This is a genomic window from Microbacterium sp. 20-116, from assembly GCF_041079415.1.
Taxonomy (GTDB): domain Bacteria; phylum Actinomycetota; class Actinomycetes; order Actinomycetales; family Microbacteriaceae; genus Microbacterium.
In genome coordinates, this window is record NZ_JBFYGP010000001.1 from 769,371 (window position 1) to 789,388 (window position 20,018).

The 20,018-nt window shown below is 68.2% G+C and carries 24 protein-coding genes and 1 pseudogene; 8 read left to right on the forward strand and 17 right to left on the reverse strand.

The features are described 5' to 3' along the window. Nucleotides 1-127: 127 nt before the first annotated feature. The gene (locus tag AB6V29_RS03720; RefSeq protein WP_210074312.1) at nt 128-268 is read right to left on the reverse strand and encodes a hypothetical protein; all 141 of its coding nucleotides are present in this window, start codon (nt 266-268) and stop codon (nt 128-130) included. A 138-nt stretch (nt 269-406) separates the two neighbouring features. Between AB6V29_RS03720 and AB6V29_RS03725 the strand changes: the two genes are divergently transcribed. Beyond that, the gene (locus AB6V29_RS03725; RefSeq protein ID WP_307317483.1) at nt 407-955 is read left to right on the forward strand and encodes a type 1 glutamine amidotransferase domain-containing protein; all 549 of its coding nucleotides are present in this window, start codon (nt 407-409) and stop codon (nt 953-955) included. 146 nt (nt 956-1,101) lie between these two features. Here AB6V29_RS03725 and AB6V29_RS03730 read toward each other — a convergent pair whose 3' ends face one another. Together AB6V29_RS03730 and AB6V29_RS03735 are read right to left on the reverse strand one after the other, a co-directional pair. Then, entirely contained in the window at nt 1,102-1,926 is an 825-nt protein-coding gene (locus AB6V29_RS03730; RefSeq protein ID WP_369357090.1) for a DNA-formamidopyrimidine glycosylase family protein, read from the reverse strand. Between the two features lie 12 nt (nt 1,927-1,938). Next, nucleotides 1,939-3,345, reverse strand: a complete 1,407-nt coding sequence (locus tag AB6V29_RS03735; protein ID WP_369357092.1) for an SPFH domain-containing protein — start codon at nt 3,343-3,345, stop codon at nt 1,939-1,941. Nucleotides 3,346-3,517: 172 nt separating this feature from the next. Here AB6V29_RS03735 and AB6V29_RS03740 point away from each other — a divergent pair, with 172 nt between their 5' ends. After that, nucleotides 3,518-3,928 (forward strand): glucose-6-phosphate dehydrogenase, encoded by a 411-nt coding sequence (locus AB6V29_RS03740; protein WP_210074305.1) that lies wholly within the window; start codon nt 3,518-3,520, stop codon nt 3,926-3,928. Nucleotides 3,929-3,993: 65 nt separating this feature from the next. Here AB6V29_RS03740 and AB6V29_RS03745 read toward each other — a convergent pair whose 3' ends face one another. Further along, nucleotides 3,994-4,962 (reverse strand): aldose 1-epimerase family protein, encoded by a 969-nt coding sequence (locus AB6V29_RS03745; RefSeq protein WP_307455406.1) that lies wholly within the window; start codon nt 4,960-4,962, stop codon nt 3,994-3,996. 113 nt (nt 4,963-5,075) lie between these two features. Beyond that, complete coding sequence (locus tag AB6V29_RS03750) at nt 5,076-5,246, reverse strand: CsbD family protein (RefSeq protein WP_103210933.1); 171 nt, start codon at nt 5,244-5,246, stop codon at nt 5,076-5,078. Between the two features lie 153 nt (nt 5,247-5,399). Between AB6V29_RS03750 and AB6V29_RS03755 the strand changes: the two genes are divergently transcribed. The 3 genes from AB6V29_RS03755 (at nt 5,400) to AB6V29_RS03765 (ending at nt 8,462) form a co-directional block, all read left to right on the forward strand. Beyond that, the gene (locus AB6V29_RS03755) at nt 5,400-6,707 is read left to right on the forward strand and encodes a D-alanyl-D-alanine carboxypeptidase family protein (protein ID WP_369357095.1); all 1,308 of its coding nucleotides are present in this window, start codon (nt 5,400-5,402) and stop codon (nt 6,705-6,707) included. A 248-nt stretch (nt 6,708-6,955) separates the two neighbouring features. Further along, nucleotides 6,956-7,498 carry a hypothetical protein gene (locus AB6V29_RS03760; protein ID WP_369357097.1) on the forward strand — a complete coding sequence of 181 codons (543 nt, stop codon included), beginning with the start codon at nt 6,956-6,958 and terminating at the stop codon, nt 7,496-7,498. Between the two features lie 25 nt (nt 7,499-7,523). Then, entirely contained in the window at nt 7,524-8,462 is a 939-nt protein-coding gene (locus tag AB6V29_RS03765) for an ADP-ribosylglycohydrolase family protein (RefSeq protein WP_369357099.1), read from the forward strand. 7 nt (nt 8,463-8,469) lie between these two features. Here the strand turns inward: AB6V29_RS03765 and AB6V29_RS03770 are convergent, their stop codons facing one another. The 10 genes and pseudogenes from AB6V29_RS03770 to AB6V29_RS03815 form a co-directional block, all read right to left on the reverse strand. Then, complete coding sequence (locus AB6V29_RS03770) at nt 8,470-9,291, reverse strand: hypothetical protein (protein ID WP_369357101.1); 822 nt, start codon at nt 9,289-9,291, stop codon at nt 8,470-8,472. A gap of 23 nt (nt 9,292-9,314) precedes the next feature. Continuing rightward, the gene (locus tag AB6V29_RS03775; protein ID WP_369357103.1) at nt 9,315-9,725 is read right to left on the reverse strand and encodes a hypothetical protein; all 411 of its coding nucleotides are present in this window, start codon (nt 9,723-9,725) and stop codon (nt 9,315-9,317) included. Nucleotides 9,726-9,774: 49 nt separating this feature from the next. Continuing rightward, nucleotides 9,775-9,942, reverse strand: a complete 168-nt coding sequence (locus tag AB6V29_RS03780) for a hypothetical protein (RefSeq protein ID WP_322476076.1) — start codon at nt 9,940-9,942, stop codon at nt 9,775-9,777. A gap of 154 nt (nt 9,943-10,096) precedes the next feature. Continuing rightward, nucleotides 10,097-10,231, reverse strand: a pseudogene (locus tag AB6V29_RS03785) (DUF933 domain-containing protein); the annotation flags it as partial. Nucleotides 10,232-10,273: 42 nt separating this feature from the next. After that, nucleotides 10,274-10,810: a hypothetical protein gene (locus AB6V29_RS03790; protein ID WP_322476077.1), complete on the reverse strand. Its 537-nt coding sequence runs from the start codon at nt 10,808-10,810 to the stop codon at nt 10,274-10,276. After that, on the reverse strand, nt 10,807-11,256 hold the full coding sequence (locus tag AB6V29_RS03795; RefSeq protein WP_369357105.1) for a hypothetical protein: 450 nt from the start codon (nt 11,254-11,256) through the stop codon (nt 10,807-10,809). The genes AB6V29_RS03790 and AB6V29_RS03795 overlap by 4 nt, the downstream gene beginning before the upstream one ends. 1 nt (nt 11,257) lies before the next feature. After that, on the reverse strand, nt 11,258-12,352 hold the full coding sequence (locus tag AB6V29_RS03800; protein ID WP_369357107.1) for a hypothetical protein: 1,095 nt from the start codon (nt 12,350-12,352) through the stop codon (nt 11,258-11,260). Between the two features lie 99 nt (nt 12,353-12,451). After that, nucleotides 12,452-12,649 (reverse strand): hypothetical protein, encoded by a 198-nt coding sequence (locus AB6V29_RS03805; protein ID WP_369357109.1) that lies wholly within the window; start codon nt 12,647-12,649, stop codon nt 12,452-12,454. A gap of 151 nt (nt 12,650-12,800) precedes the next feature. After that, the gene (gene ychF, locus AB6V29_RS03810; RefSeq protein WP_369357110.1) at nt 12,801-13,892 is read right to left on the reverse strand and encodes a redox-regulated ATPase YchF; all 1,092 of its coding nucleotides are present in this window, start codon (nt 13,890-13,892) and stop codon (nt 12,801-12,803) included. A gap of 40 nt (nt 13,893-13,932) precedes the next feature. Then, nucleotides 13,933-14,682: a class I SAM-dependent methyltransferase gene (locus tag AB6V29_RS03815; RefSeq protein WP_369357112.1), complete on the reverse strand. Its 750-nt coding sequence runs from the start codon at nt 14,680-14,682 to the stop codon at nt 13,933-13,935. A 267-nt stretch (nt 14,683-14,949) separates the two neighbouring features. Between AB6V29_RS03815 and AB6V29_RS03820 the strand changes: the two genes are divergently transcribed. After that, entirely contained in the window at nt 14,950-15,543 is a 594-nt protein-coding gene (locus tag AB6V29_RS03820; protein WP_369357114.1) for a 3'-5' exonuclease, read from the forward strand. A gap of 54 nt (nt 15,544-15,597) precedes the next feature. Beyond that, nucleotides 15,598-16,923 (forward strand): DNA recombination protein RmuC, encoded by a 1,326-nt coding sequence (locus AB6V29_RS03825; RefSeq protein ID WP_369357116.1) that lies wholly within the window; start codon nt 15,598-15,600, stop codon nt 16,921-16,923. 57 nt (nt 16,924-16,980) lie between these two features. Here the strand turns inward: AB6V29_RS03825 and AB6V29_RS03830 are convergent, their stop codons facing one another. Together AB6V29_RS03830 and glpX are read right to left on the reverse strand one after the other, a co-directional pair. Further along, nucleotides 16,981-17,190, reverse strand: coding sequence for a UDP-N-acetylmuramyl pentapeptide phosphotransferase (locus AB6V29_RS03830; protein WP_210074268.1), 210 nt, complete (start codon nt 17,188-17,190; stop codon nt 16,981-16,983). Between the two features lie 475 nt (nt 17,191-17,665). Further along, the gene (gene glpX, locus AB6V29_RS03835) at nt 17,666-18,655 is read right to left on the reverse strand and encodes a class II fructose-bisphosphatase (RefSeq protein WP_210074266.1); all 990 of its coding nucleotides are present in this window, start codon (nt 18,653-18,655) and stop codon (nt 17,666-17,668) included. Nucleotides 18,656-18,832: 177 nt separating this feature from the next. Between glpX and fbaA the strand changes: the two genes are divergently transcribed. Then, nucleotides 18,833-19,861 (forward strand): class II fructose-bisphosphate aldolase, encoded by a 1,029-nt coding sequence (gene fbaA / locus AB6V29_RS03840; protein ID WP_210074264.1) that lies wholly within the window; start codon nt 18,833-18,835, stop codon nt 19,859-19,861. Nucleotides 19,862-20,018: the final 157 nt, after the last annotated feature.

The window sequence follows — 20,018 nt, forward strand, 5'->3', positions numbered from 1 at the left end:
ACTGATCGGTCTCGCCCTCCCGGCCCGACGAACCGCCGTCGTGTCGGGGCACGCGCACAACCGCGTCAAGGCGACGGACACGTCGGGATGGACGACGCGGGCGCGATATGACGCGTGCGGCGCGGACTCAGAGAGAACAGGAACCGCCGCCGCAGCACTGCGACGCGGCGGGCTTGTCGTCGCTCTCACCCTCGACAGCGGGAGCGTTCAGCAGCGCGATCAGCGGCTTGGACGCGGTGGTCGCGTCGGACGTGGTGTCAGCGGACATGCGCCCCATGCTACGCCTGCGCGCGGTCACCGGGGCCGGCGTCGGCGATAACGCCGCGCTCCGGCATCCGCAACCCCCGCCCCTCCGGTCGAGACGCTTTCTAGCGTGGGAACCCCGATCGAGAAAGAGAGGCTTTCCATGACTGATCTCAGCGGCAAGCGCATCGCATTCCTGCTCACCGACGGCTTCGAGGACAGCGAGCTCACCAGCCCGTGGGATGCCGTGACCTCCGCCGGCGCCGAGGCCGTTCTGGTCTCGCCGAGCGAAGGCAGCATCACGGGCGAGAACGGCCACCAGCAGAAGGTCGACCTCTCGGTCGCGGGTGCCTCCGCGGGTGACTTCGATGCTCTCGTCCTGCCCGGCGGCGTGCAGAACGCCGACGACATCCGCATCGTGAAGGATGCCGTGTCCTTCACCCGCGACTTCTTCGACCAGCACAAGCCGGTCGCCGTCATCTGCCACGGCGGGTGGATCCTCACCGAGGCCGACGTTCTGAAGGGCCGCACGCTCACGAGCTACCCGACGCTGCAGACCGACCTGCGCAACGCCGGCGCCACCTGGGTCGACGAAGAAGTACACGTCGACCAGGGCCTCGTCTCGAGCCGCAACCCCGACGACCTGCCCGCGTTCACCGCGAAGCTCGTCGAAGAGGTCGCAGAGGGCACGCACTCGCGACAGACTGCCTGACCCCTTTGTCGGCGAGGGCCCCGGACATCGTTCCGGGGCCTTCGCTCCTTCCCGGCCTGCCACACGGCGGCCGAGAGGACTCGCCGAGCGATCACCTTCGCTCCCTCTCGCGCACTCGCCAGCATCCACGAGAGCGACTCTGCCGCTCAATCGTCGGCCGGCAGCGCCTGACACACGGGGCACCACTGCCCGCCACCTTTGGTACCGGGGATGTCCTCGATCACTCCACCGCAGTCCGGGCACGGCTCACCCGTGCGCCCGTGCACGCGCATCGCCGCGACTTTCGCCGCCTTCTGCTCTGCGATCGGCACGCCGCGACGCGCGAGCACCGCAGCGGTGAGGGTGTCGTGCAGAGCATGGTGAAGCCGCGTGACGTCGTCCTCGCTCAGTGCGGCCGCGTGGGCCGTCGGACGCAACCGCGCGGCGAAGAGGATCTCATCGGAGTACGCGTTACCGATCCCCGCGAGAGTCTCCTGCTCCTGCAGCAACGCCTTGAGCTGCTTGCGCCGACGGCCGAGGGCCTCGGAGAGCATCTCGCGCGAGTAGGCCGGGCTGGCGGCATCCGGTCCGAGCTTCGCGACCGAGGGCACCTCGTCGGCCGCGTCGACGACGTGCAACTGCACCGAGAGCCACTCGCCGGCATCGGTGATACCCAGGATCCCGTGCTCGAAGGTCACCCGAGCGATCACGGCCGCAAGGGGCGCAGGCTCATCGTTCGGCGCGGACTCGTCCCACGTCGCCCAACCGGCGCGGCCGAAGCCCACCCCCACGTGCACGCCGCCGAGATCGAGGTCGATGTGCTTGCCGTGGCGGGTGATTGCGGTCATCGTCCGGCCCACGATCTCGTCGAGGGGACGCGCACGGGTTTTCAGCGCACGCCCCTCGACGAGCTCGACGCCCGTCACCTGACGACCGGTCAGTCTCTCGCGCAGGAACAGCGCGAGCGCTTCGACCTCGGGAGCCTCAGGCACGGGTCACCGCGATCACGACTCCGCCGACGCCGGGGGCGTGCTCGGGGCCGGGTTCGAGGGCGTCGAGGTGGGCTCGTCCGCCTGTCGAGAGTGCGCGAACGAATCCGCCATGACGCGGCCCTGAATGATCTGCGTCAGGTCGATGCCGGTCGCCGCGCGCACGGCCTCGAACGACGAACGCAGGCCGGTGGCCGACTCCGCCGCGAGATGACCGCTCGCGCCCTCCCCTCCGAGGACGGTGATGTTACCGACCCGGTCGTACCCCTTGGCGAACTCGGCCATCATCGGCACGAGAGCCTCGAGGGCGCGCTGCGCGAGCAGGGCCTCCTGATTGTGAGACAGGGCTTCGGCCTCGGCGCGGATCGCCTCGGCACGGGCTTCACCGGCGAGACGGACGGCCTGGGCGTCGGCCTCCGCGCGCACGCGAACGGCGGCCGCCTCTTGCTCGGCGATCTCGGCACGGGCCTGGGCGGCCTTGATCTGCGCATAGGCCTCGGCGTCGGCATCCTTCTGACGCTGGTACAGGTCGGCGTCGGCGACGCGCGAGACCTCGGACTCCAAGCGGGCCTGGGTGTTCTGCGCCTCCTGCTGCAGAACGGCCTGACGACGCTCGGCGCGCGTGAGGGCCTCGGCCTGCTCGGCCTCGGCGTTGGCCCGACCGACCTCGGCCTTCGCCGCCGCGCTGTTCTTGTCGAGCTTGGTCTGCTCGATCAGGTTTGCCTCGTCGGTGGCGATCTGACGGGCGCGGATCTCGCGGACGGCATTGATGCGGGCGACCTCGGCCTCGCGCTTGACGCGCTCGACCTCGGTCGCGCCCAGGGCCGAAATGTAGCCGTTGCTGTCGGTGACGCCTTGAATCTGGAAGGAGTCCAGAATCAGCCCCTGCGACGACAGGTCACCCTTGATGCCCTCGGCGATCTGGTCCGAAAGTCGCTGACGATCGCGCATCAGTTCTTCGACGGTCAGCGTCGCGACAACCCCGCGCAAGGCGCCTTCGAGCTGCTCGGTCGTGAACTGCTCGATCGCTTTGTCCTGGGAGGCGAAACGCTCGGCCGCGCGACGCACCTGTTCGGGGTCGGAACCGATCTTCACCAGGGCCACGCCGCTGACGTTGACCGTGACGCCGTTCGACGACTGAGCCGTGGGCTCCATCTTGATCTGACGTGCGCGCAACGAGATCATTTCGCCGCGCTGCGTCAGCGGATTCACGATGGCGCCGCCACCGGTGATGACGGTGATGCGCGAGGACTCCCCGTCGGCCCCCCTCTGCCGCTTTCCGACGATGACCAGCGCTTCGTCGGCCTTGGCAACGCGGTACCACCCGCGTATCAAGCCCGCGACGATCAAGAGGACGACGACGACAACGACGAGTGCGATGACCACGACGATGCCGATCGCCCCCAGAGCAGCAAATTCCATGGTTCTCCTTCGACAGGCGCCGCGAACCGCGGCGCGGGGGAATTCCCTCCAACCTATCCGGGCGCCTTCGGGCGCTGTCCACCCCTTCCGCGCACGATTCTCGTCCCCGGCGGGGTGGGGAGGAGCGTACCGTTGAGAGTGGGCGGCCCGAACCGCCCCAGAAGGGTCCCCCATGAAGATCGTTTCGTCGCAGGACTGGCGAGATGCCATCCGCTTCGATGCTCCCGTGCTCGTCGCCGAGGTCGTTCCCGGCGAAGCCACCCGCTGCGTCGCCTGCGGCACCGATGGTCCGCTGTACGACCGGACCGAGCTGTGGGCGGTCAAGCACCGCCACCCCAAGCACCACGGCGGGTTCGTCCGGTTCTACTGCGAAGAGCACAAGCCCGCCGCTCCCCCGCCGCCGCCCGCCCCGACGATCGAGGCTCGCCGCGCCCGCGCCGCGTCGGCGCCCAAGGAGCGTCGCGCCCCCAGCCTGAAGCCCACCCCGATCACCGATCGCCCCACGCGCGCGATGTGCCCCGACTGCTTCGTCGAGGTCTCGGCCGGTGGCGACTGCGGAATGTGCGGCGCGCAGGTCGTCTGACCGACCGCCCGTACGAACAGAACCGCCCCGGATCGCTCCGGGGCGGTTCTGTCGTTGCGAGGGTCTCAGCGCGCCGAGATCGTCCACCCGGCTTCGTGCGAGGCGCCGGGGTCGAGCGAGACGACACCCGTGTCGAAGTCGTACGCGTCGTCGTTGAACGCGTCGGGCGCGCAGGTCATCGGCTCGACGGCGAGGCCGGCGCGGTGACCCGGCGTCCCCGGGCCGTCCGGCAGGTCGGCCGTGTGAATCTGCACCCACGCGCACTCCCCCGCCCAGCTCATGGCCACACCGCTGCCCGAAGGATCGGTGAGCGTGACGGTCGCGCGGCCGTCGGCATCCCGGATCAGCCCCGTGTAGGCGTGGTCGATCTCGACGGCACCCAGCACCCGCTCCTCGCGGAAGTCGAATCGCTCCGCGTCGGAGGTGACGGAGGCCAGCGCCACCGGCGCGAGCCGGTCCGGCGTGACCTCGAGCACGGTGTCGGCCGGCAGGCCGAGCGTCCACTCGTCGAGCGTCGCCGGACCCGCGACGAGATACGGGTGGGGTCCGGTGCCCCACGGCGCCGGCGTATCCGACAGGTTCGTGGCGCGAACGGTCTGGGTGAGGCCGCCGGCATCCAATCGGTACGTGGTCGAGACCACCAGCCACCAGGGGTAACCGGCCTGTGCGGTGACGGTCGCAGTGAGCGTCACCGCATCGTCGGACGCCTCGAGCACGTTCCAGTCCACCCACGACAGCAGTCCGTGCAGCGCGTGGCCGCGGTTCGGCTCGGTCAACGGCAGCTGATGCTCGAGACCGTCGAAGTGATGGATGCCGTCGACCACCCGGTTCGGCCAGGGCGCGAGGGTCGTGCCGCGGTAGGCGGGGCGCAGCTCGTCGGCGTCGAAGGGGACGACGAGGTCGCGGCCCTCGTGCGTGAGAGAACGGAGGGAGGCGCCGACGCTCGCGATCGCGGCTTCGTAGCCGTGGGCGCGCAGAACGACGGGGGTACCCGAGACCACGGTGGGGGTCTCGGTGGGAACGGCAGCGGTCATGTCGCCATTATCCCGGCCGCGGCAGGTGCACCCCGGCATCCCGTGCGTCGATTTCATCCGAACAGACGAAATGCCCCGACCCGCGGGGGTCGAGGCATTTCGGGGAGGGCGACTTACTTGAAGGCGTCCTTGACGTCTTCGCCGGCCTTCTTGACGTGAGCCTTGGTCTGGTCGGCCTGGCCCTCGGCTTCGAGGCGCTCGTTGTCCGTCGCCTTGCCGGTGGCTTCTTTCGCCTTGCCAGCAATGTTCTCCGCGGCGTTCTTGATCTTGTCGTCGAGTCCCATGGTCGGCTCCTCCCGTTGTGGTCTTCGGGTATCTCCCGATGTGCGTCCACGCTAGGTCGGCGACCCCGCGGGCGAAGGGGGGCTTGAAATTCAGGTCGTGGTGAGGCACGGATATGAATAGATTCAGAACGTGGGCATCCGTGGGGGACTTTCGTGAGCACTCTCGCCGACTTGGGCGATCTCCTCGAGAAGGCACCCGACGAGCCTCCGCGCAGCGGCCGGGCCGGTCGTGTCGTCCTCATCGTGTTCCTCGTCGTCACACTCGTCGTGCTCGGCGGAAGCGGCGGATACGTGTGGTGGGCGTCTGCGGCAGCTCTGCCTGCCCCGACCGTCACCTCGCACGCTCCCACCGCGAACGCCGGCGCTCCGGCATCCCTCGCTGTGCCCTCCGGCGGAGAGACGCTGGTGCGCGTGGACGGCGGCTCCGAGTACCTGGGTCCCGATGCGGCCCAGTCTTTCGTCGCCTCGGGCGGGAACGAGGCACGCTCGCTCGCGAGCATTTCGAAGCTCATCACCGCCCTCGTCGTCCTCGACGCCCACCCGCTGACCGGCCCCACGGACCCCGGTCCGACCGTCTCGTACACCGAGGCCGACACCGACCTCTACGACCAGTTCTACGTGCAGGGTGCGGTCATCGCACCGATGCCCGATGGGCTCAAGCTGTCGCTGCACGACTCGCTCACGACCATGCTTCTACCATCGGCCGCCAACTACGCCGTCGCCGTCGCCCGGTGGGGTTTCGGTTCCGAGGGGGCGTACGTGTCGGCGGCCCGTTCGTGGCTGAGCAAGAACGGCCTGAACGACACCAGGATCGTGGATGCCACGGGCATCGACCCGCGCAATGCCAGCACCCCGACGGATCTGCTCACGCTCGCGGGACTCGCGCAAGCGAACCCCGTCATCGCCCAGATCACCGGCACCCGCTCGGCGCAGATCACCGGCGTCGGCACCGTCTACAACACCAACGATCTGTTGGGCACGCTCGGTATCACGGGTCTGAAGACCGGCAACCTCGGTGACGGCACCTTCAATCTGCTGTTCACTTCGTCGCTCGACGTGGGAATCGGTTCTCCCTTGAAGATCACGGGCGTGCGGCTCAGCGGCGAGACCCATGAGAGCACCGACGCAGATGTGCGGGGGCTGCTGCAGAGCATCAGCGACGGGTTCCACGACATCCCGCTGGGAACCGTCGGCGACGACGTCGGCACGATCACCACGCCGTGGGGATCGAAGGCCTCGCTCGTGCTCGCGCAGACCACCAAGGTCCGGACCTGGTCGGACACCCCGGTGACGGTGACCCTCGATACGACGACCCCCCAGAACTACGCCGACGGCGAGGTGGTCGGTTCGGTCGTCTGGACCGCCGGCCCGAAGACGACTTCCGCCAGCGTCAAGATCTCGGGAGCGATCGAGGAGCCGACCCTGTGGTGGCGCCTCACCCATCCGAGCGAGCTGGGCTGAGCGCCGAGAACGCCCCCGTTCGTCGAGGACGCATCGAAAGGATGCCAAGACCCCGAGCTCTGGACGAGCGAATGCACCCGCGGCCCGTTGAGAGCGACCCGCTCCGCCGGTAGCGTTCGAGGATGAGGCGCTCGGTTCTTATCCTGACGATCGCGGTTGTTTCCGCCCTCGGGCTCAGCGCCTGCGTCCCGCCGCCGGCTCCGGAACCGGTGACGACGGACGCGGCCACGCCGGCGTTCACACCGACCGTGAAGCCGACCCCGACGCCTTCGCCCACCGCGGGCGCGGTAGCACCGGCGAGCGATGCCGTCCTGATCGTCTCTCTCGACGGCGCCTCCATCGCCGCGGGGTCGACCCTCGACTACACGCTGAACGCCGTGGACGCCTGGACGGCGGCGCTCGGCACGGCTCCCACGCGGTCGGCAGTGCAAGGCCCCTACGGCGGCGCCCTCGAGCTCACCGCTCTTGAGTGGCCCGGGTTCACGCTGACCGTGCCGAACGACGGATCCACACGGGCCGCCTCCGTTCGCGTGTCCACGCCCACGGTGTCCGGCCATCCGATCGTCACCACGGGGGGCATCGGTGTCGGCTCGACCCGCGCCGAAGCCGTCGCGGCGGGCGCCACGGAGGGCTTCGACTCCACCGAGCTGCGGCTGGACACGCGCGATGCCCCCGGGACGCAGTCGTTGCAGCGCCCGGGCGAGGTCGGCCGCGAGTACGTGATGCTCGTGCTCGACGGCGACTCGGTGGTCCAGATCATCCTGCCGGCGAACGACTTCAGCGACATCTGAGAGGGCGCCCTCCTAGGCTGACCTCATGACCAGCCTCTCCCCCGCCCAGGTCGATCGCGCTGTCGGTGCGGTGCTCGTCTCCGCCGCGGGCGACGCCCTCGGCTCGGCGTACGAGTTCGGCCCCGCGCTCGCCGACGACGTCATCCCCGCTTTCGGCCGCGGCCACTTCGGCCACGGCGAGCGCGAGTGGACCGACGACACGAGCATGGCCGTCCCGATCCTCGACGAACTCGCCGCCGGCCACCGGCTCGAAGACGCCGGGTCGCTTGAGACCATCGTCCGCCGCTGGCAGGAATGGGCTCGCGACGCGCTCGACGTCGGAGCGCAGACGCGTCAGGTGTTGTCCCGCATCCCCGCCGGCGGACGAATGGATGCCATCACCGCGGCCTCTCGTGCCGTGCACGACGCATCGGGTCGCAGCGGAGGCAACGGCTCGCTCATGCGCACCGGACCCCTGGCCCTCGGCTACCTCGAGCGTGCCCGCGCGGAGATGGCCGCGGCGGCCGGTGCCGTCGCCCGCCTGACCCACTGGGAAGACGACAATCTCGACGCGTGCGCCCTGTGGTGCGGGGCCGTCCGCCACGGCATCCTGACGGGAGAGCTCGACATGCGCGCGCAGCTCGACCTCGTGCCCGCCGAGCGCCGGGATCACTGGGCCGACCTGATCGAGGCGACCGAGGGCCGCCATCCGCGGGACTTCCAGCAGGCGAACGGCTGGATCGTACGGGCGTTCCAGGGTGCACTTTCGGCGGTTGCCGGTGCGGCCTCGCCTCTAGACGCGATCGAGCGTGCCGTCCGTGGAGGAAACGACACTGACACCGTCGCCGCGATCGCCGGTTCGCTGGCGGGTGCGGTCTGGGGCGCCGAGGCGCTGCCGCCCTCGCACGCCGAAGGGCTTCATGGGTGGCCGGGCATCGACGGCTCCGAGCTCGCGCGTCGGGCGCGGGAGGCCGTGGGGGCCTGACGTCGCCTCAGAGCGAGGTCGCCACGCTGAACACCGTGATCAGGATCCCCACCGGAACGAGCACGGCAGCCGCGGCGATCCCGATCCCGATCCACACCCAGCGCGGCAGGCTGCGCTTCAGCCGGCGCCCCTCGGGACCGACGGATGCCGACAGCCCCGGCGCCGCGCGATCGTCGCTATACCCGTCGGTCTGGGTCCACGCTTTCCGGCCCACCGTGGCCCGGATGCGGGCGAAGCGCTCCCAGACTGCGGGGTCGTGCAGGTCGAAGCCACCCGGGCGGTAGACGATCAGCATGTCGTCGCGCACCTCGACGTCGAGATCGCCTGTCTCGTCGATCAACAGACCCATGAGGTCGGGCGTGAAGACGTACAGAGCGTCGCGCTCGTACCCTCTCGGTGCGAAGAGATGGAAGTGCGCGTCGAAGTCGCCCTCGAGCGAGAGTCGCTGCTTGCGCTGCGGTCGGTGCTGCAGAGACGACAGGATGCCGTCGTTGCTCCGCGCATCGAGCACGAAGTGCGGCAGCTGTCTGGGCAACCGGATCGCCAGGTAGCCGAGGTTGATGCTCTTCACCGGCACGTTCACCGACACGCTCGTCCGAATCGTGACGATCCCGCTCTGGCGGACGTTCTCGGCCTTCCTCGCCCCGCCGACGATCCGGCCGGCCTGCCACCCCGGCCCGGTGATGCGGTCCTGGACGTTGCCCGCCGTGGCGTACTCCCCCATGTCACCCGAGAGCGCGGGAGGCTCCGCGGTGGCCTCGTAGGTCCAGCCATTCGTTGCGGCGAAGGAGGCGAGGTCTTCGATGCGGGCGGGCTCGGGGGTGGTCACGTGCCCGACCCTAGCGGGGTCCGTCAGAATTGGTCGTCACTGAGCCCAAGCTCCTCCCAGCGACGTCGGGCGACTGATGCGGAGAGCTTCTCGAGTTCGAATTTTTGAGGCGCGCCATGCTGATCTACCCGGATGCGGCGCCACAAGAATCGCCTCTCCGCCGTCACGCTCGGCAGGTGGTAGTCGAGAAAACCCGCATCGATCTCGCGGAGGGTGTACCAGCCCGACCCGTAATCCTCGAAGGGGAACTCCCTCCGCCCATCGATCCAGACGACCAGGAACCACAGCCACGGGGCTCTCCGAGGAAACATCATCTCCGACACCACACACGCGACATGACCTCGGAGCTCACCGTCCACGGAAAGCGTCCAGACCGCGTGGTGGTAGGAGCTCAACGAAGGATCGAGCGGTTCATAATCCCTCGGTTCCGTCACGACGACGAAGCTACCTGCCCATAGGCAGAAGTCCGGGGAACAGTCCCGTTCAATCGTTGAAGCGGAACTCCACTGCGATTCGGGCCAACGTCACCAACCTGGCAAAGTACTCGCGAGCATCTTCAGGCAGAGCAAGGAGCACTTCTTCCAGGCGGTCGGTGAGGGAACGAAATTCCGCACGCTCCGTTTCAGTGAGTCCTCTACGCAGCGAAGTCACAGCCCGCCCCTAGATGTCTGCATTAGCCATCACGAGATCAAGCTCGTCCGCTTCGGCTCCACGCTCTACGACCTCAGGCCACGCAACGCTGAAGTGCGCACGCAGCGCTCTGCGAAGAACGCGCGAACGCAGAAATCTCATCGACCCGTGGTGCTTAACTGTGACGGAACTCCGCCACGTCGCCATCCTGCATGACGTTGTCCTTACCCTTCGCTCGGGCCTCGGCAACCGAGCCAACCTCGACGAGGCCATCGAACGAGGTGACCTCCGCCTCGATGAACCCGACCTCGGAGCCGCCGGCCGCATGGCGCGGAAGCCCGGGATGATCGCGCTAGGCGGAACCCGTTCCGCCGAGCGCATCGACGAGGATCCGCGGATCAATATCCAGGTTCTCGGCGGAGACCGTGCGGCGCAGCAGCTTGCGGCCGTCCTGCCGAGTGAAGACGACAAGCGGCGTCTGAAACAGACCGGACGGCGGGCGGATCTCGGCGGTCGTGCCCTCGCGGACCCACTGCTCAGCACGCACCCGGGGAGCGAGAGCAGACGGTCGTTCGAGGGCGGGGAACTGCACGCTCGTCGGGGTGATCGCGACCGCGACCTCGGGCATACGCGGCCTTCGCCTGAGCTGGCGCACGCCCAACGCGCCGATTGCCAGAGGGACCACGAGCGTCAATGCGAGCACGAGCGTCGCCATCACCTGTCCGTCCGCGGCCACGACCGCAATCGGCAGCAGCGTGACGAATCCCCAGACCACTGCAAGAGCTACCGCCGCGACTCCCTGTGCGCGCACCACCTTCCGCAGAGTGTGTTCGACCGCTGCACGCTTGGCCTCGTTGTAGCGCGCAATGACAGACGTTTCGGGATTCATCGCTTGAACGCTGCGGGGTCGTTCGCATCATTACCCGGATCGTGCACGACTTGCCAGCCACTGCGCTCGTCGTCGCTGATCGCGTCCCGTGTAGCCACAGCACGGCGCATAACGTCGGCGACATCGGAAGCGACTTCCTCTCGCGTCGGCATCAGCATGCGACGGCGAGCCTGTTCGACGGCCTCGTCGAGGGCGCGGCGCTGCTCCGGCTCTATGACGGGCAGCTCCACGGTTTCGGGCATGCGGGAGTCGAACGACTCGCGCCATTGAGGGTCGTGCAGCAGCGTCCGTAGAGGTCGCTTGCCGCTGGCGATCAGTCGTAGTCGACTGGCATACGCCTCGTCGTCGGTCGCGTCGGCGAGCGCGAGCAATCGTTTCTTCAGATTCGAGACGAAGTCGTCGCCGGTCGTGCGCAGCAGCGCCGCCGAGACGTCAGGAAGATTCACGTCAGACCTCCGGGAGCGGGACGAATTCAATGGTGGTGGTGGCAGAGCCGAGGGTCGCCCCTACCGCGATCGTCAGCGAGAGCGTCGTCATCATGGCACCCCACGCACTTGAAAATGCCTCCACAACCGCGATCACGGCAGAGACGACCGCCGGCACAGCTGTCGCACCCCCGCTGAAGATGGCCGCGAGCGCCTCGCCGACAGAGGCGAATCCCATCAGAAAAACGACGAGCGCATCGACGGCCGCATCGAGCGCAGACAGCAAGCCCTGACACGCTCCGAAAGCTGCCCACGCCGCATTGGAGTACTTCGACGCGAGGTCGCCGTACACCTCCGGTTGGGCGGCGAACGCCGCCGCAAGTTCTGCAAAGTACTCGCCAGCACGGTCGGCGCTCTCTCCGCTGGTCCAGGCGGCGAATACATCTACCGCAAGGTTGTGGACCGTATCGGCAAGGCCGTCAAAAAAATCTCCGAGATGACCGAAAGCGCTTCCCGCCAGCGCGACCTTGTCCCAATCGCCGCCGAGCTTCTGGGCGAGAAATTCGAACAGGTCCTGACCTCCAGTGAGGGACGGCGCAACGATCTGGAATATCGCATTTAGAAGCTGCCGACCCCAGTAGGACAAGGAGATGTAGTCCGGCCAGTTGATGATGTTCCACACGACGGCGAAAGCTGGGTCAGCCACGGAAGACTCGGGTGGCGCAAGCGCCGCGCTCGGAGAACCGAGGGCGATGCTCTGACGCTCGGTGCTCCCGTCGATCGGCGCCGTCGCCACGCTGGGATCAAGATCATCGAACAGGTCGCGAACGCTGACCTGAGCGTCGTACTCGTTTTCGTCGAAGCGCCGAGCGACATCGTCTAAAGCCCCGCCTGAGGCGATCATCAACGCCTTCGATCGCACGAGCCCGGAATCAACCCTGGACGCATAAGAACTATGCTCCGAAAGAAGCCACTGAATCAACGCGCCACCCGCCCACGACTGGGCCTTGTCGATGTGGTTATCGAAGTATTCCAGCGCACGACCCACGTCATCAGCGAGCTGCAAACACGCTTCGCCGCCCCCTCGAACCACCGACGTATCAACCTGAATGGTCATGAGCCTCTCCCCCCGAAGTGGTTCGTCAGCTTACGGGGTCGATATCCGCCCCGTCGATACTCCCGCCCTCATCGCAGACCTGGGCATCGCGCCGATCGCTCAATTGTTGAAGCGGAACTCCACGGCACTCCGCCCCAACTTGGCGAGTCGGTTGAAGTAGTCGCGACCGGCTTCGGGTAGCACGGGGATGGAGCGCTCCACGCGGTCAATGAGCGCCGATAGCCGACGCCAATCGTCCTGATTAAGGTCGCCATTCAGAGAGGCGACCGCCCAGCCGTAGATGTCCGCATCTGCCATCACCGGGTCGATCTCACCGAAATCGAGACCCCGCTCGACGCTCTCCGGCCACGGTGTTTCATAGTGAGCACGCAGGAGAGCCCGAAGCGCTCTCCGGTGTCTGAGTCGTGTTACCAGGTTCACTGAGGCAGAAGCCCGCATCGCGTGCCGGTCAGTTCTTCGAGGTAGATGTTGATCCGAAGCGGAACTCCACCACGTCGCCATCCTGCATGACGTAGTCCTTGCCCTCGAGACGCGCCTTGCCCTTCGCGCGGGCCTCGGCGACCGAGCCGAGCTCGACGAGGTCGTCGAACGAGATGACCTCGGCCTTGATGAAGCCCTTCTCGAAGTCAGTGTGGATGACACCAGCGGCCTGCGGCGCCTTCGCGCCCTGCGGAATCGTCCAGGCACGCGCTTCCTTGGGGCCTGCGGTGAGGTAGGTCTGCAGGCCCAGTGTGTCGAACCCGATGCGGGCGAGCTGGTCGAGGCCCGACTCGTCCTGTCCGGTCGACGCGAGCAGCTCGGCCGCGTCCTCAGGGTCGAGGTCGATGAGTTCCGACTCGATCTTCGCGTCGAGGAACACGGCCGTGGCGGGTGCGACCAGCGCGGCGAGCTCGTCCTTGCGAGCCTGATCGGTGAGGACTGCCTCGTCGACATTGAAGACGAAGATGAACGGCTTCGCGGTAAGCAGTCCCAGTTCGCGGATCGGCGAGAGGTCGATTCCGGATGCCGACAGCAGCACGCCGCGCTGTAGGGCGTCTTGCGCGGCCTTCGCGGCTTCGAGCACCGAGGGGTCGAGCTTCTTGCCCTTGACCTCTTTTTCGTACCGGGTGATGGCCTTCTCGAGCGTTTGGAGGTCGGCGAGCTGCAGCTCGGCGTTGATGGTCTCCATGTCATTGGTCGGGTTGACCGAACCGTCGACGTGGACCACATCGTCGTCGGCGAATCCGCGGACGACCTGAGCGATGGCATCCGCTTCACGGATGTTCGCGAGGAACTGGTTGCCGAGGCCCTCGCCCTCGCTCGCGCCGCGGACGATGCCGGCGATGTCGACGAACGACACCGCAGCGGGCACGAGCCGCTCGCTGCCGAACACGTCGGCGAGCTTCTGCAGGCGCACATCGGGAAGGTTCACGACCCCGACGTTGGGCTCGATGGTGGCGAACGGGTAGTTCGCCGCGAGCACCGAGTTCTTGGTCAGAGCGTTGAAGAGGGTCGATTTTCCGACGTTGGGAAGGCCGACGATTCCGATGGTAAGAGCCACGGGAGTCCAGGTTACCCGGCCCGGAGACCGGCCACTCGCGTCACGGCCGCCGCGCGCGCAACGCGTGGGTCACGTACGGCAACGCGACCGACCCTCCGTCGGCGAGTTCGGGAACGGATGCCACGACCCCGTCGACCGCGGCCTCGATGCCCGCGCGCTTCTCGGGGCTGGCCGTGATGATGTCGCTGCGCGAGACGACCAGGTCACGCAACTGCGGCAGGGTGATGCGCCGTTCCCATGACCACTCGCGGTGCTCGAGGTGGGCGTAGGGCTCGGCGACGCGTGGGCCGCCCGTGGCGAGAAGGGCCTCGGCGTTCGAGCCGCCCATGGCCGCGGTGAGCCGCCGCACCCAGTCGACGCGCTCGTCGCGGATGTTCCAGATGAGCCCGAGCACTCCCCCGCTGCGCAGCACGCGGGCGGTCTCGAGAGACGCCGGCTCGACGTCGACCCAGTGCCAGGCTTGACCCATGACGACGGCGTCCAGGCCGGAATCGGGCAGGGGCAGATTCTCGGCCGTCCCGACGAACGTGGGCACGCCCCGCGCGTTCTCTCGCAGGATCGCGAGCATGTCGGCGTCCGGATCCACCGCCACCACGTCGGCGCCGAGCTCGACGACGGCGCGTGTGAGCTTGCCCGTCCCCGCGCCGACGTCGGCCACGCGGAGCGCGCGGCCCGGCTCCCGCACGGGCGCAAGCAACCACGCCACGGCCTCGGCGGGATACCCCGGACGCCCGGATTCGTAGGCGGAGGCCGCCTGCCCGAACGAGGTCGACTTCTCGCGATCGGTCATGTCCCCGACCCTACGCCGCCCCTCCGACATGCCCCGTTCGCGGTCGAAAGGGGTGGCGGGGCGCGAACGACCCGCCGCCCGCGATCCGTCCCGCGGAGTTGGGGGCGACACGACGTGGGCGGATGCCAGAGGCCGGCGTGTCGTCGATGATCTCCGCGCGACGGCACGGGCAGGCCGCCTCCGGGGTCGGGCATACATCAGCGGCTGTGCGAACCCGCCCCGGCGCGCCTCCTCCGCGACACGGCGGTCCCGCCGCAGTGTGGTCTCGTGGCTTTGGACTTCACCGCGATCGACTTCGAGACGGCGAACTCCAGTGGTGCGTCGGCGTGCGCGGTGGGTCTTGCCCGTGTCCGCGACGGCCGTGTCGTCGCAACCGCGGCCTGGGTGATAAAGCCTCCCGCCGGTCACGACCACTTCGCCCCGATCAACGTCGGGATCCACGGCATTCAGCCCTCCGACGTGGTGAACGCCCCCGACTGGTCGGCGCAGCTCGAGCGTCTGACCGCTTTCGCGGGAGCCGACGTCCTGGTCGCGCACAACGCAGGCTTCGACATGTCGGTGCTGCGTCGCGCGTGCGCCGCGACCGGCGACGAGTGCCCGCCGTACCGCTACATGTGCAGTGTGCAGATGTCTCGCAAGACGTACACGCTCGATTCGTACCGCCTTCCGCTTGTCGCCGCCGAGGCGGGTTGCTCCCCCTTCGCGCACCACGACGCTCTCGCCGACGCCGTCGCCTGTGCCGAGATCACGATCGACTGCGCCCGCCGCGCGGGCGTCGATGACGTGCACGCCCTGGCTGCGCATCTGGGCGTGCGGGTCTCGCAGATCGTCGCCGAGCCCGCCGAGCGGGCGGTCGCCTAACCCCCATCGGACAGTCTCTCCGGCGATGTCGGAGGTCTGGTGCAAGCTGACCCCATGGATGCCATCGCTCTCGTCTTCGCGATCCTCGCCCTCGCCGTCGGCGTCGTCGGCGGGTGCTTCGTGGGTTCCTCGCGCACCGCCGCCCGCCACGCCGTCGGCGAGCAGGCCCTGGGCGCACGGGTGGCCGCGGCCGAGACCGCGCGCGACGGCGTGCAGGCGCAGCTCGACCACCAGATCTCGCTGTACCGCGAGCTCGTGGGTCAATCGCGCGCCGACCAAGCGGCCCGCGAAGAGCGCGAGCGCCGGGAGCAGACCGTACTGCGCGCGCTCGACCCGGTACGCGAGACGCTCGACGCCATGCAGCGCAAGGTCGATGGCCTCGAGCGCGACCGGGTCGAGCAGTACTCCGCCCTCGGCGAGCAGCTACGGCTGTCCCGCGAAGCCGACGAGGCCCTTCGCGCGACCACCGAGTCGCTCGCCTCTGCCATGCGCTCCGGGACCACGCGGGGCGTCTGGGGCGAGACCCAGCTGCGCCGGGTCGTCGAAGCCGCCGGGCTCACGCGCTACGTCGACTTCGACCTGCAGACGGCGATCTCGAGCGACGCCGGTGCTGGTCGCCCCGACATGGTGGTGCGCCTCCCCGGAGGCAAGTCCCTGGCGGTGGATGCCAAGGCCCCCCTCGACGCGTATCTGCAGGCGAGCGCGATTCCGGTGACGGCGCACGGCGACGAGGGGGCCCGTCGTGCGGCGCTTCTCGCCAAGCACGCGAGAGCGGTGCGCGCGCACGTCGATGCTCTGGCGAAGAAGGCGTACTGGGCGGGCCTCACCACGAGCCCGGAGTTCGTCGTGTGCTTCCTCCCGAGCGAGTCGCTGCTCGCGTCGGCCCTCGACGAAGACCCGACCCTCCTCGATTACGCCTTCACGCGACGCGTGGCTCTTGCCTCCCCCGTCAACCTGTGGGCGGTGCTCAAGACCGTCGCGTTCACCTGGACCCAGCAGGACGTGTCCGACGAAGCCCGGACGCTCTTCGCGCTGGGCACGGAGCTGTACGAACGCGTCGGAAAGCTCGCCGAGCACGCGAACGACCTGCGACGGGCGATCGAGAAGACCGTCGACAGCTACAACCGGTTCGCCGGATCGTTGGAGTCGCGGGTACTCGTGACGGCGCGCAAGTTTCCCGGTATCGACGAGACGAAGCTCGACGCGGTTTCCGCGCCCGCCGCTCTCGAAGCGGCACCGCGTCGGTGGACGGCGCCCGAGATGATCGAGATGGGGGACGGCGACGCTCCACGGGAAGACACCGCGGGCGACCAGGCGACGGCGCACGCCGATGTGGGAGCCATTCGCGAGCGGGCGGGTCTCTTCGACGACGAGTCGTAGAGGGTCACGCGCCCATCGCCGCGTTCACAGGAGCGAGCGGAACGACGGCGGTGCGGCTCAGGCGCCGCCGGGAACCCAGCTCAGCAGGCTGACCACGGCGGTCGAAACGGCGACGAACGCGCCGACCATCCACCACGCGCTGACCTCGTGACCCTCGTCGCGACGCACGCGCAACAGCACGTCCGGTCGACGCGCGGGATCGACCGCGCTGGCGATGACCGCCTGTGCACCTGTCTGAGGTGCGGTGTGATTCGTCGGAGCTGCCATGGACGATCCCCCTTCGGGTCTCGGAAGAACACAGCGTCGCCGTTGACACTGCGTTCGATTCTGCCAGACACGGCCTCCCGGGCCGGTCACGCTTGCGTCACGACACGCCCGGCTGTATCTGCACATCGCGGGACTCTCGGCACGTCGCCGGTTCCCCCGGGCGCCGGAGCGTGCTCGGACGCCGGGCCCCCGCCCCACCGCCGGGACGGCATTCCGCTGACAAGACAGTTGCGACTTGCAACCGATCTGTCAGCGAGATGCAGTCTCACGATCAGAGGTGTCTCGGACGGAAAGCCCCCAACACAAGCTCACGACGACATCGCGACACCGACTCCAGAGTCCTAGCGAGACCCCAGCGCCGTGGCGTCAGCACTCGCACATCAGCACCGTGGCGTCAGCACCGTGGCGTCAGCGCCGTGACGTCAACGCCGTGGCGTCCGCCCAGCGACTCAACGCCGAAGCGTCAGCCCAAACGTCACAGCCACTTCGACGTCAGGTGCTCCGACGAGATGCGGCGAAGCGTTCCCGAGGCGCCACGCAGCACGACGCTCTCGGTGTACAGGAAGTCCCCCTCGCGACGCACACCCTGCACGAGCTGGCCGTCGGTGACGCCCGTCGCGACGAAGATCGTGTTCTTGCCCTTCACCAGACCATCGGCCTCGTAGACCTCGCCGTCGACCTGGAGGCCGGCATCCCGGCCCTTCTCCTTCTCGTCGTCGTTGCGCGGGGCCAGGACACCCTGGATGTGGCCGCCCAGAGCCTTGATCGCGCACGCGGTCACGATGCCCTCGGGGCTGCCGCCGATGCCGACGCACATGTCGGTGCGGGCGTTGTGGCGGGCGGCGTTGATGCCGCCGGCGACGTCACCGTCGCTCATGAGCCGCGTGCCGGCCCCGGCTTCGCGGATCTCGGCGATGAGCTTCTCGTGCCGCGGACGGTTCAACACCGACACCACGATCTCGTCGACGGGCTTGCCGAGCGCCTTCGCCAGGAGGCGGATGTTCTCGGCGATGGGGAGTCGGATGTCGACGACGCCGACTCCGGCCGGGCCCGTGACGAGCTTGTCCATGTAGAAGACGCTCGATGCGTCGAGCATCGTGCCCTGATCCGAGACGGCGATGACCGAGAGGGCGTTCTGGCGCCCCGCGGCGGTCAGCGACGTGCCGTCGATCGGGTCGACGGCCACATCGCACTGGGGTCCGCGGCCGCTGCCGACGCGCTCACCGTTGTAGAGCATGGGCGCGTTGTCCTTCTCGCCCTCACCGATCACGATCGTTCCGTCGAAGTTGACCGTGCTGAAGAACGCGCGCATCGCGTCGACGGCCGCTCCGTCAGCGGCTTCCTTGTCGCCCCGGCCGATGAACGGGACCGCACGGATGGACGCCGCCTCGGTCGCTCTCACCAGCTCGAGCGCCAGGTTGCGGTCGGGGTGCAAAGGGCTCATGTCGGCAGTCAGGCTCACCATGCGGCCACTGTATCCAGCAAAGCGTGGACAATCGCCGGATTTGACCGGATGTGCAACGAAGGAATCACGGTTCTTAACGGTTCGGCAGAAGTGTCCTCTTCCTGCCGTGCCCGCCGCGTCACGATCCGGTGGCTTCGCTAGAGTGACGGTGTCCCGACAACACCAAGGAGCACCTCCATGCCCGTCGCTTCCCCTGAGCAGTACGCCGACATGCTGGACCGCGCGAAGGCCGGCGGCTTCGCGTACCCCGCGATCAACGTCTCGAGCTCGCAGACCATCAACTCCGTGCTCCAGGGCCTGACCGAGGCCGGCTCCGACGGCATCCTGCAGGTCACCACGGGCGGTGCCGACTACTTCGCAGGCCACACCGTCAAGGCCCGCGCCACCGGAGCTCTCGCATTCGCCAAGTACGTGACCGAGGTCGCGAAGAACTACCCCATCACGGTCGCCCTCCACACCGACCACTGCCCCAAGGACGCCCTGCCCGGCTTCGTCCTGCCGCTGCTCGAAGCCTCTGAGGAAGAGGTCAAGGCCGGCCGCAACCCGATCTTCCAGTCGCACATGTGGGACGGCTCGGCCGTTCCTCTCGACGAGAACATCGACATCGCGGCGGAGCTCCTTCCCCGCATGAAGAACATCAACGCCATCCTCGAGATCGAGGTCGGCGTCGTCGGCGGCGAAGAAGACGGCGTGCAGCACGAGGGCTCGAACGAGGCTCTCTACACGACCGTCGCTGACGTGTCCAAGGCCGTCGAGCGCCTCGGTCTCGGCGAGAACGGTCGTTACATCTCGGCCCTCACCTTCGGCAACGTGCACGGTGTGTACAAGCCCGGTGGCGTCAAGCTCCGCCCCGAGCTGCTCGGTGAGATCCAGGAGGGCATCGCCGCCAAGTTCGGCACCGGCGCCAAGCCCCTCGACCTCGTGTTCCACGGCGGCAGCGGCTCGACCGACGAAGAGATCGCCCTCGCGGTCGCCAACGGCGTCGTGAAGATGAACATCGACACCGACACCCAGTACGCCTTCACGCGCTCGATCGCGGGCTACATGTTCTCGAACTACGAGGGCGTGCTCAAGCTCGACGGAGAGGTCGGCAACAAGAAGCTCTACGACCCCCGCGCCTGGGGCAAGGTCGCCGAGTCGGCGATGGCCGTCCGCGTGGTCGAGGCCACGAAGCAGCTCGGCTCGTACGGCCAGTCCCAGCACTGACCGAACACGTCTGCGCGAACGCCCCGGCTCGAGCCGGGGCGTTCGTCGTTTCCGGATGCCGAGCCCCGGGCCGGGCGTTTCGGTCCGGCGAAAAAGCATCTCGCTGACGATCCGGCGTCAGGCTGCAACCGAACTGTCAGCGAAATGCCGTCTCGGC

Excerpts from the sequence above, each read along its gene's own strand:
- AB6V29_RS03720 (WP_210074312.1), bottom strand. The coding sequence starts at position 268 with ATGTCCGCTGACACCACGTCCGACGCGACCACCGCGTCCAAGCCGCTG.
- AB6V29_RS03725 (WP_307317483.1), top strand. The coding sequence starts at position 407 with ATGACTGATCTCAGCGGCAAGCGCATCGCATTCCTGCTCACCGACGGC.
- AB6V29_RS03735 (WP_369357092.1), bottom strand. The coding sequence starts at position 3,345 with ATGGAATTTGCTGCTCTGGGGGCGATCGGCATCGTCGTGGTCATCGCA.
- AB6V29_RS03740 (WP_210074305.1), top strand. The coding sequence starts at position 3,518 with ATGAAGATCGTTTCGTCGCAGGACTGGCGAGATGCCATCCGCTTCGAT.
- AB6V29_RS03745 (WP_307455406.1), bottom strand. The coding sequence starts at position 4,962 with ATGACCGCTGCCGTTCCCACCGAGACCCCCACCGTGGTCTCGGGTACC.
- AB6V29_RS03750 (WP_103210933.1), bottom strand. The coding sequence starts at position 5,246 with ATGGGACTCGACGACAAGATCAAGAACGCCGCGGAGAACATTGCTGGC.
- AB6V29_RS03765 (WP_369357099.1), top strand. The coding sequence starts at position 7,524 with ATGACCAGCCTCTCCCCCGCCCAGGTCGATCGCGCTGTCGGTGCGGTG.
- AB6V29_RS03790 (WP_322476077.1), bottom strand. The coding sequence starts at position 10,810 with ATGAATCCCGAAACGTCTGTCATTGCGCGCTACAACGAGGCCAAGCGT.
- AB6V29_RS03800 (WP_369357107.1), bottom strand. The coding sequence starts at position 12,352 with ATGACCATTCAGGTTGATACGTCGGTGGTTCGAGGGGGCGGCGAAGCG.
- AB6V29_RS03805 (WP_369357109.1), bottom strand. The coding sequence starts at position 12,649 with ATGGCAGATGCGGACATCTACGGCTGGGCGGTCGCCTCTCTGAATGGC.
- AB6V29_RS03815 (WP_369357112.1), bottom strand. The coding sequence starts at position 14,682 with ATGACCGATCGCGAGAAGTCGACCTCGTTCGGGCAGGCGGCCTCCGCC.
- AB6V29_RS03825 (WP_369357116.1), top strand. The coding sequence starts at position 15,598 with ATGGATGCCATCGCTCTCGTCTTCGCGATCCTCGCCCTCGCCGTCGGC.
- AB6V29_RS03830 (WP_210074268.1), bottom strand. The coding sequence starts at position 17,190 with ATGGCAGCTCCGACGAATCACACCGCACCTCAGACAGGTGCACAGGCG.
- glpX (WP_210074266.1), bottom strand. The coding sequence starts at position 18,655 with ATGGTGAGCCTGACTGCCGACATGAGCCCTTTGCACCCCGACCGCAAC.
- fbaA (WP_210074264.1), top strand. The coding sequence starts at position 18,833 with ATGCCCGTCGCTTCCCCTGAGCAGTACGCCGACATGCTGGACCGCGCG.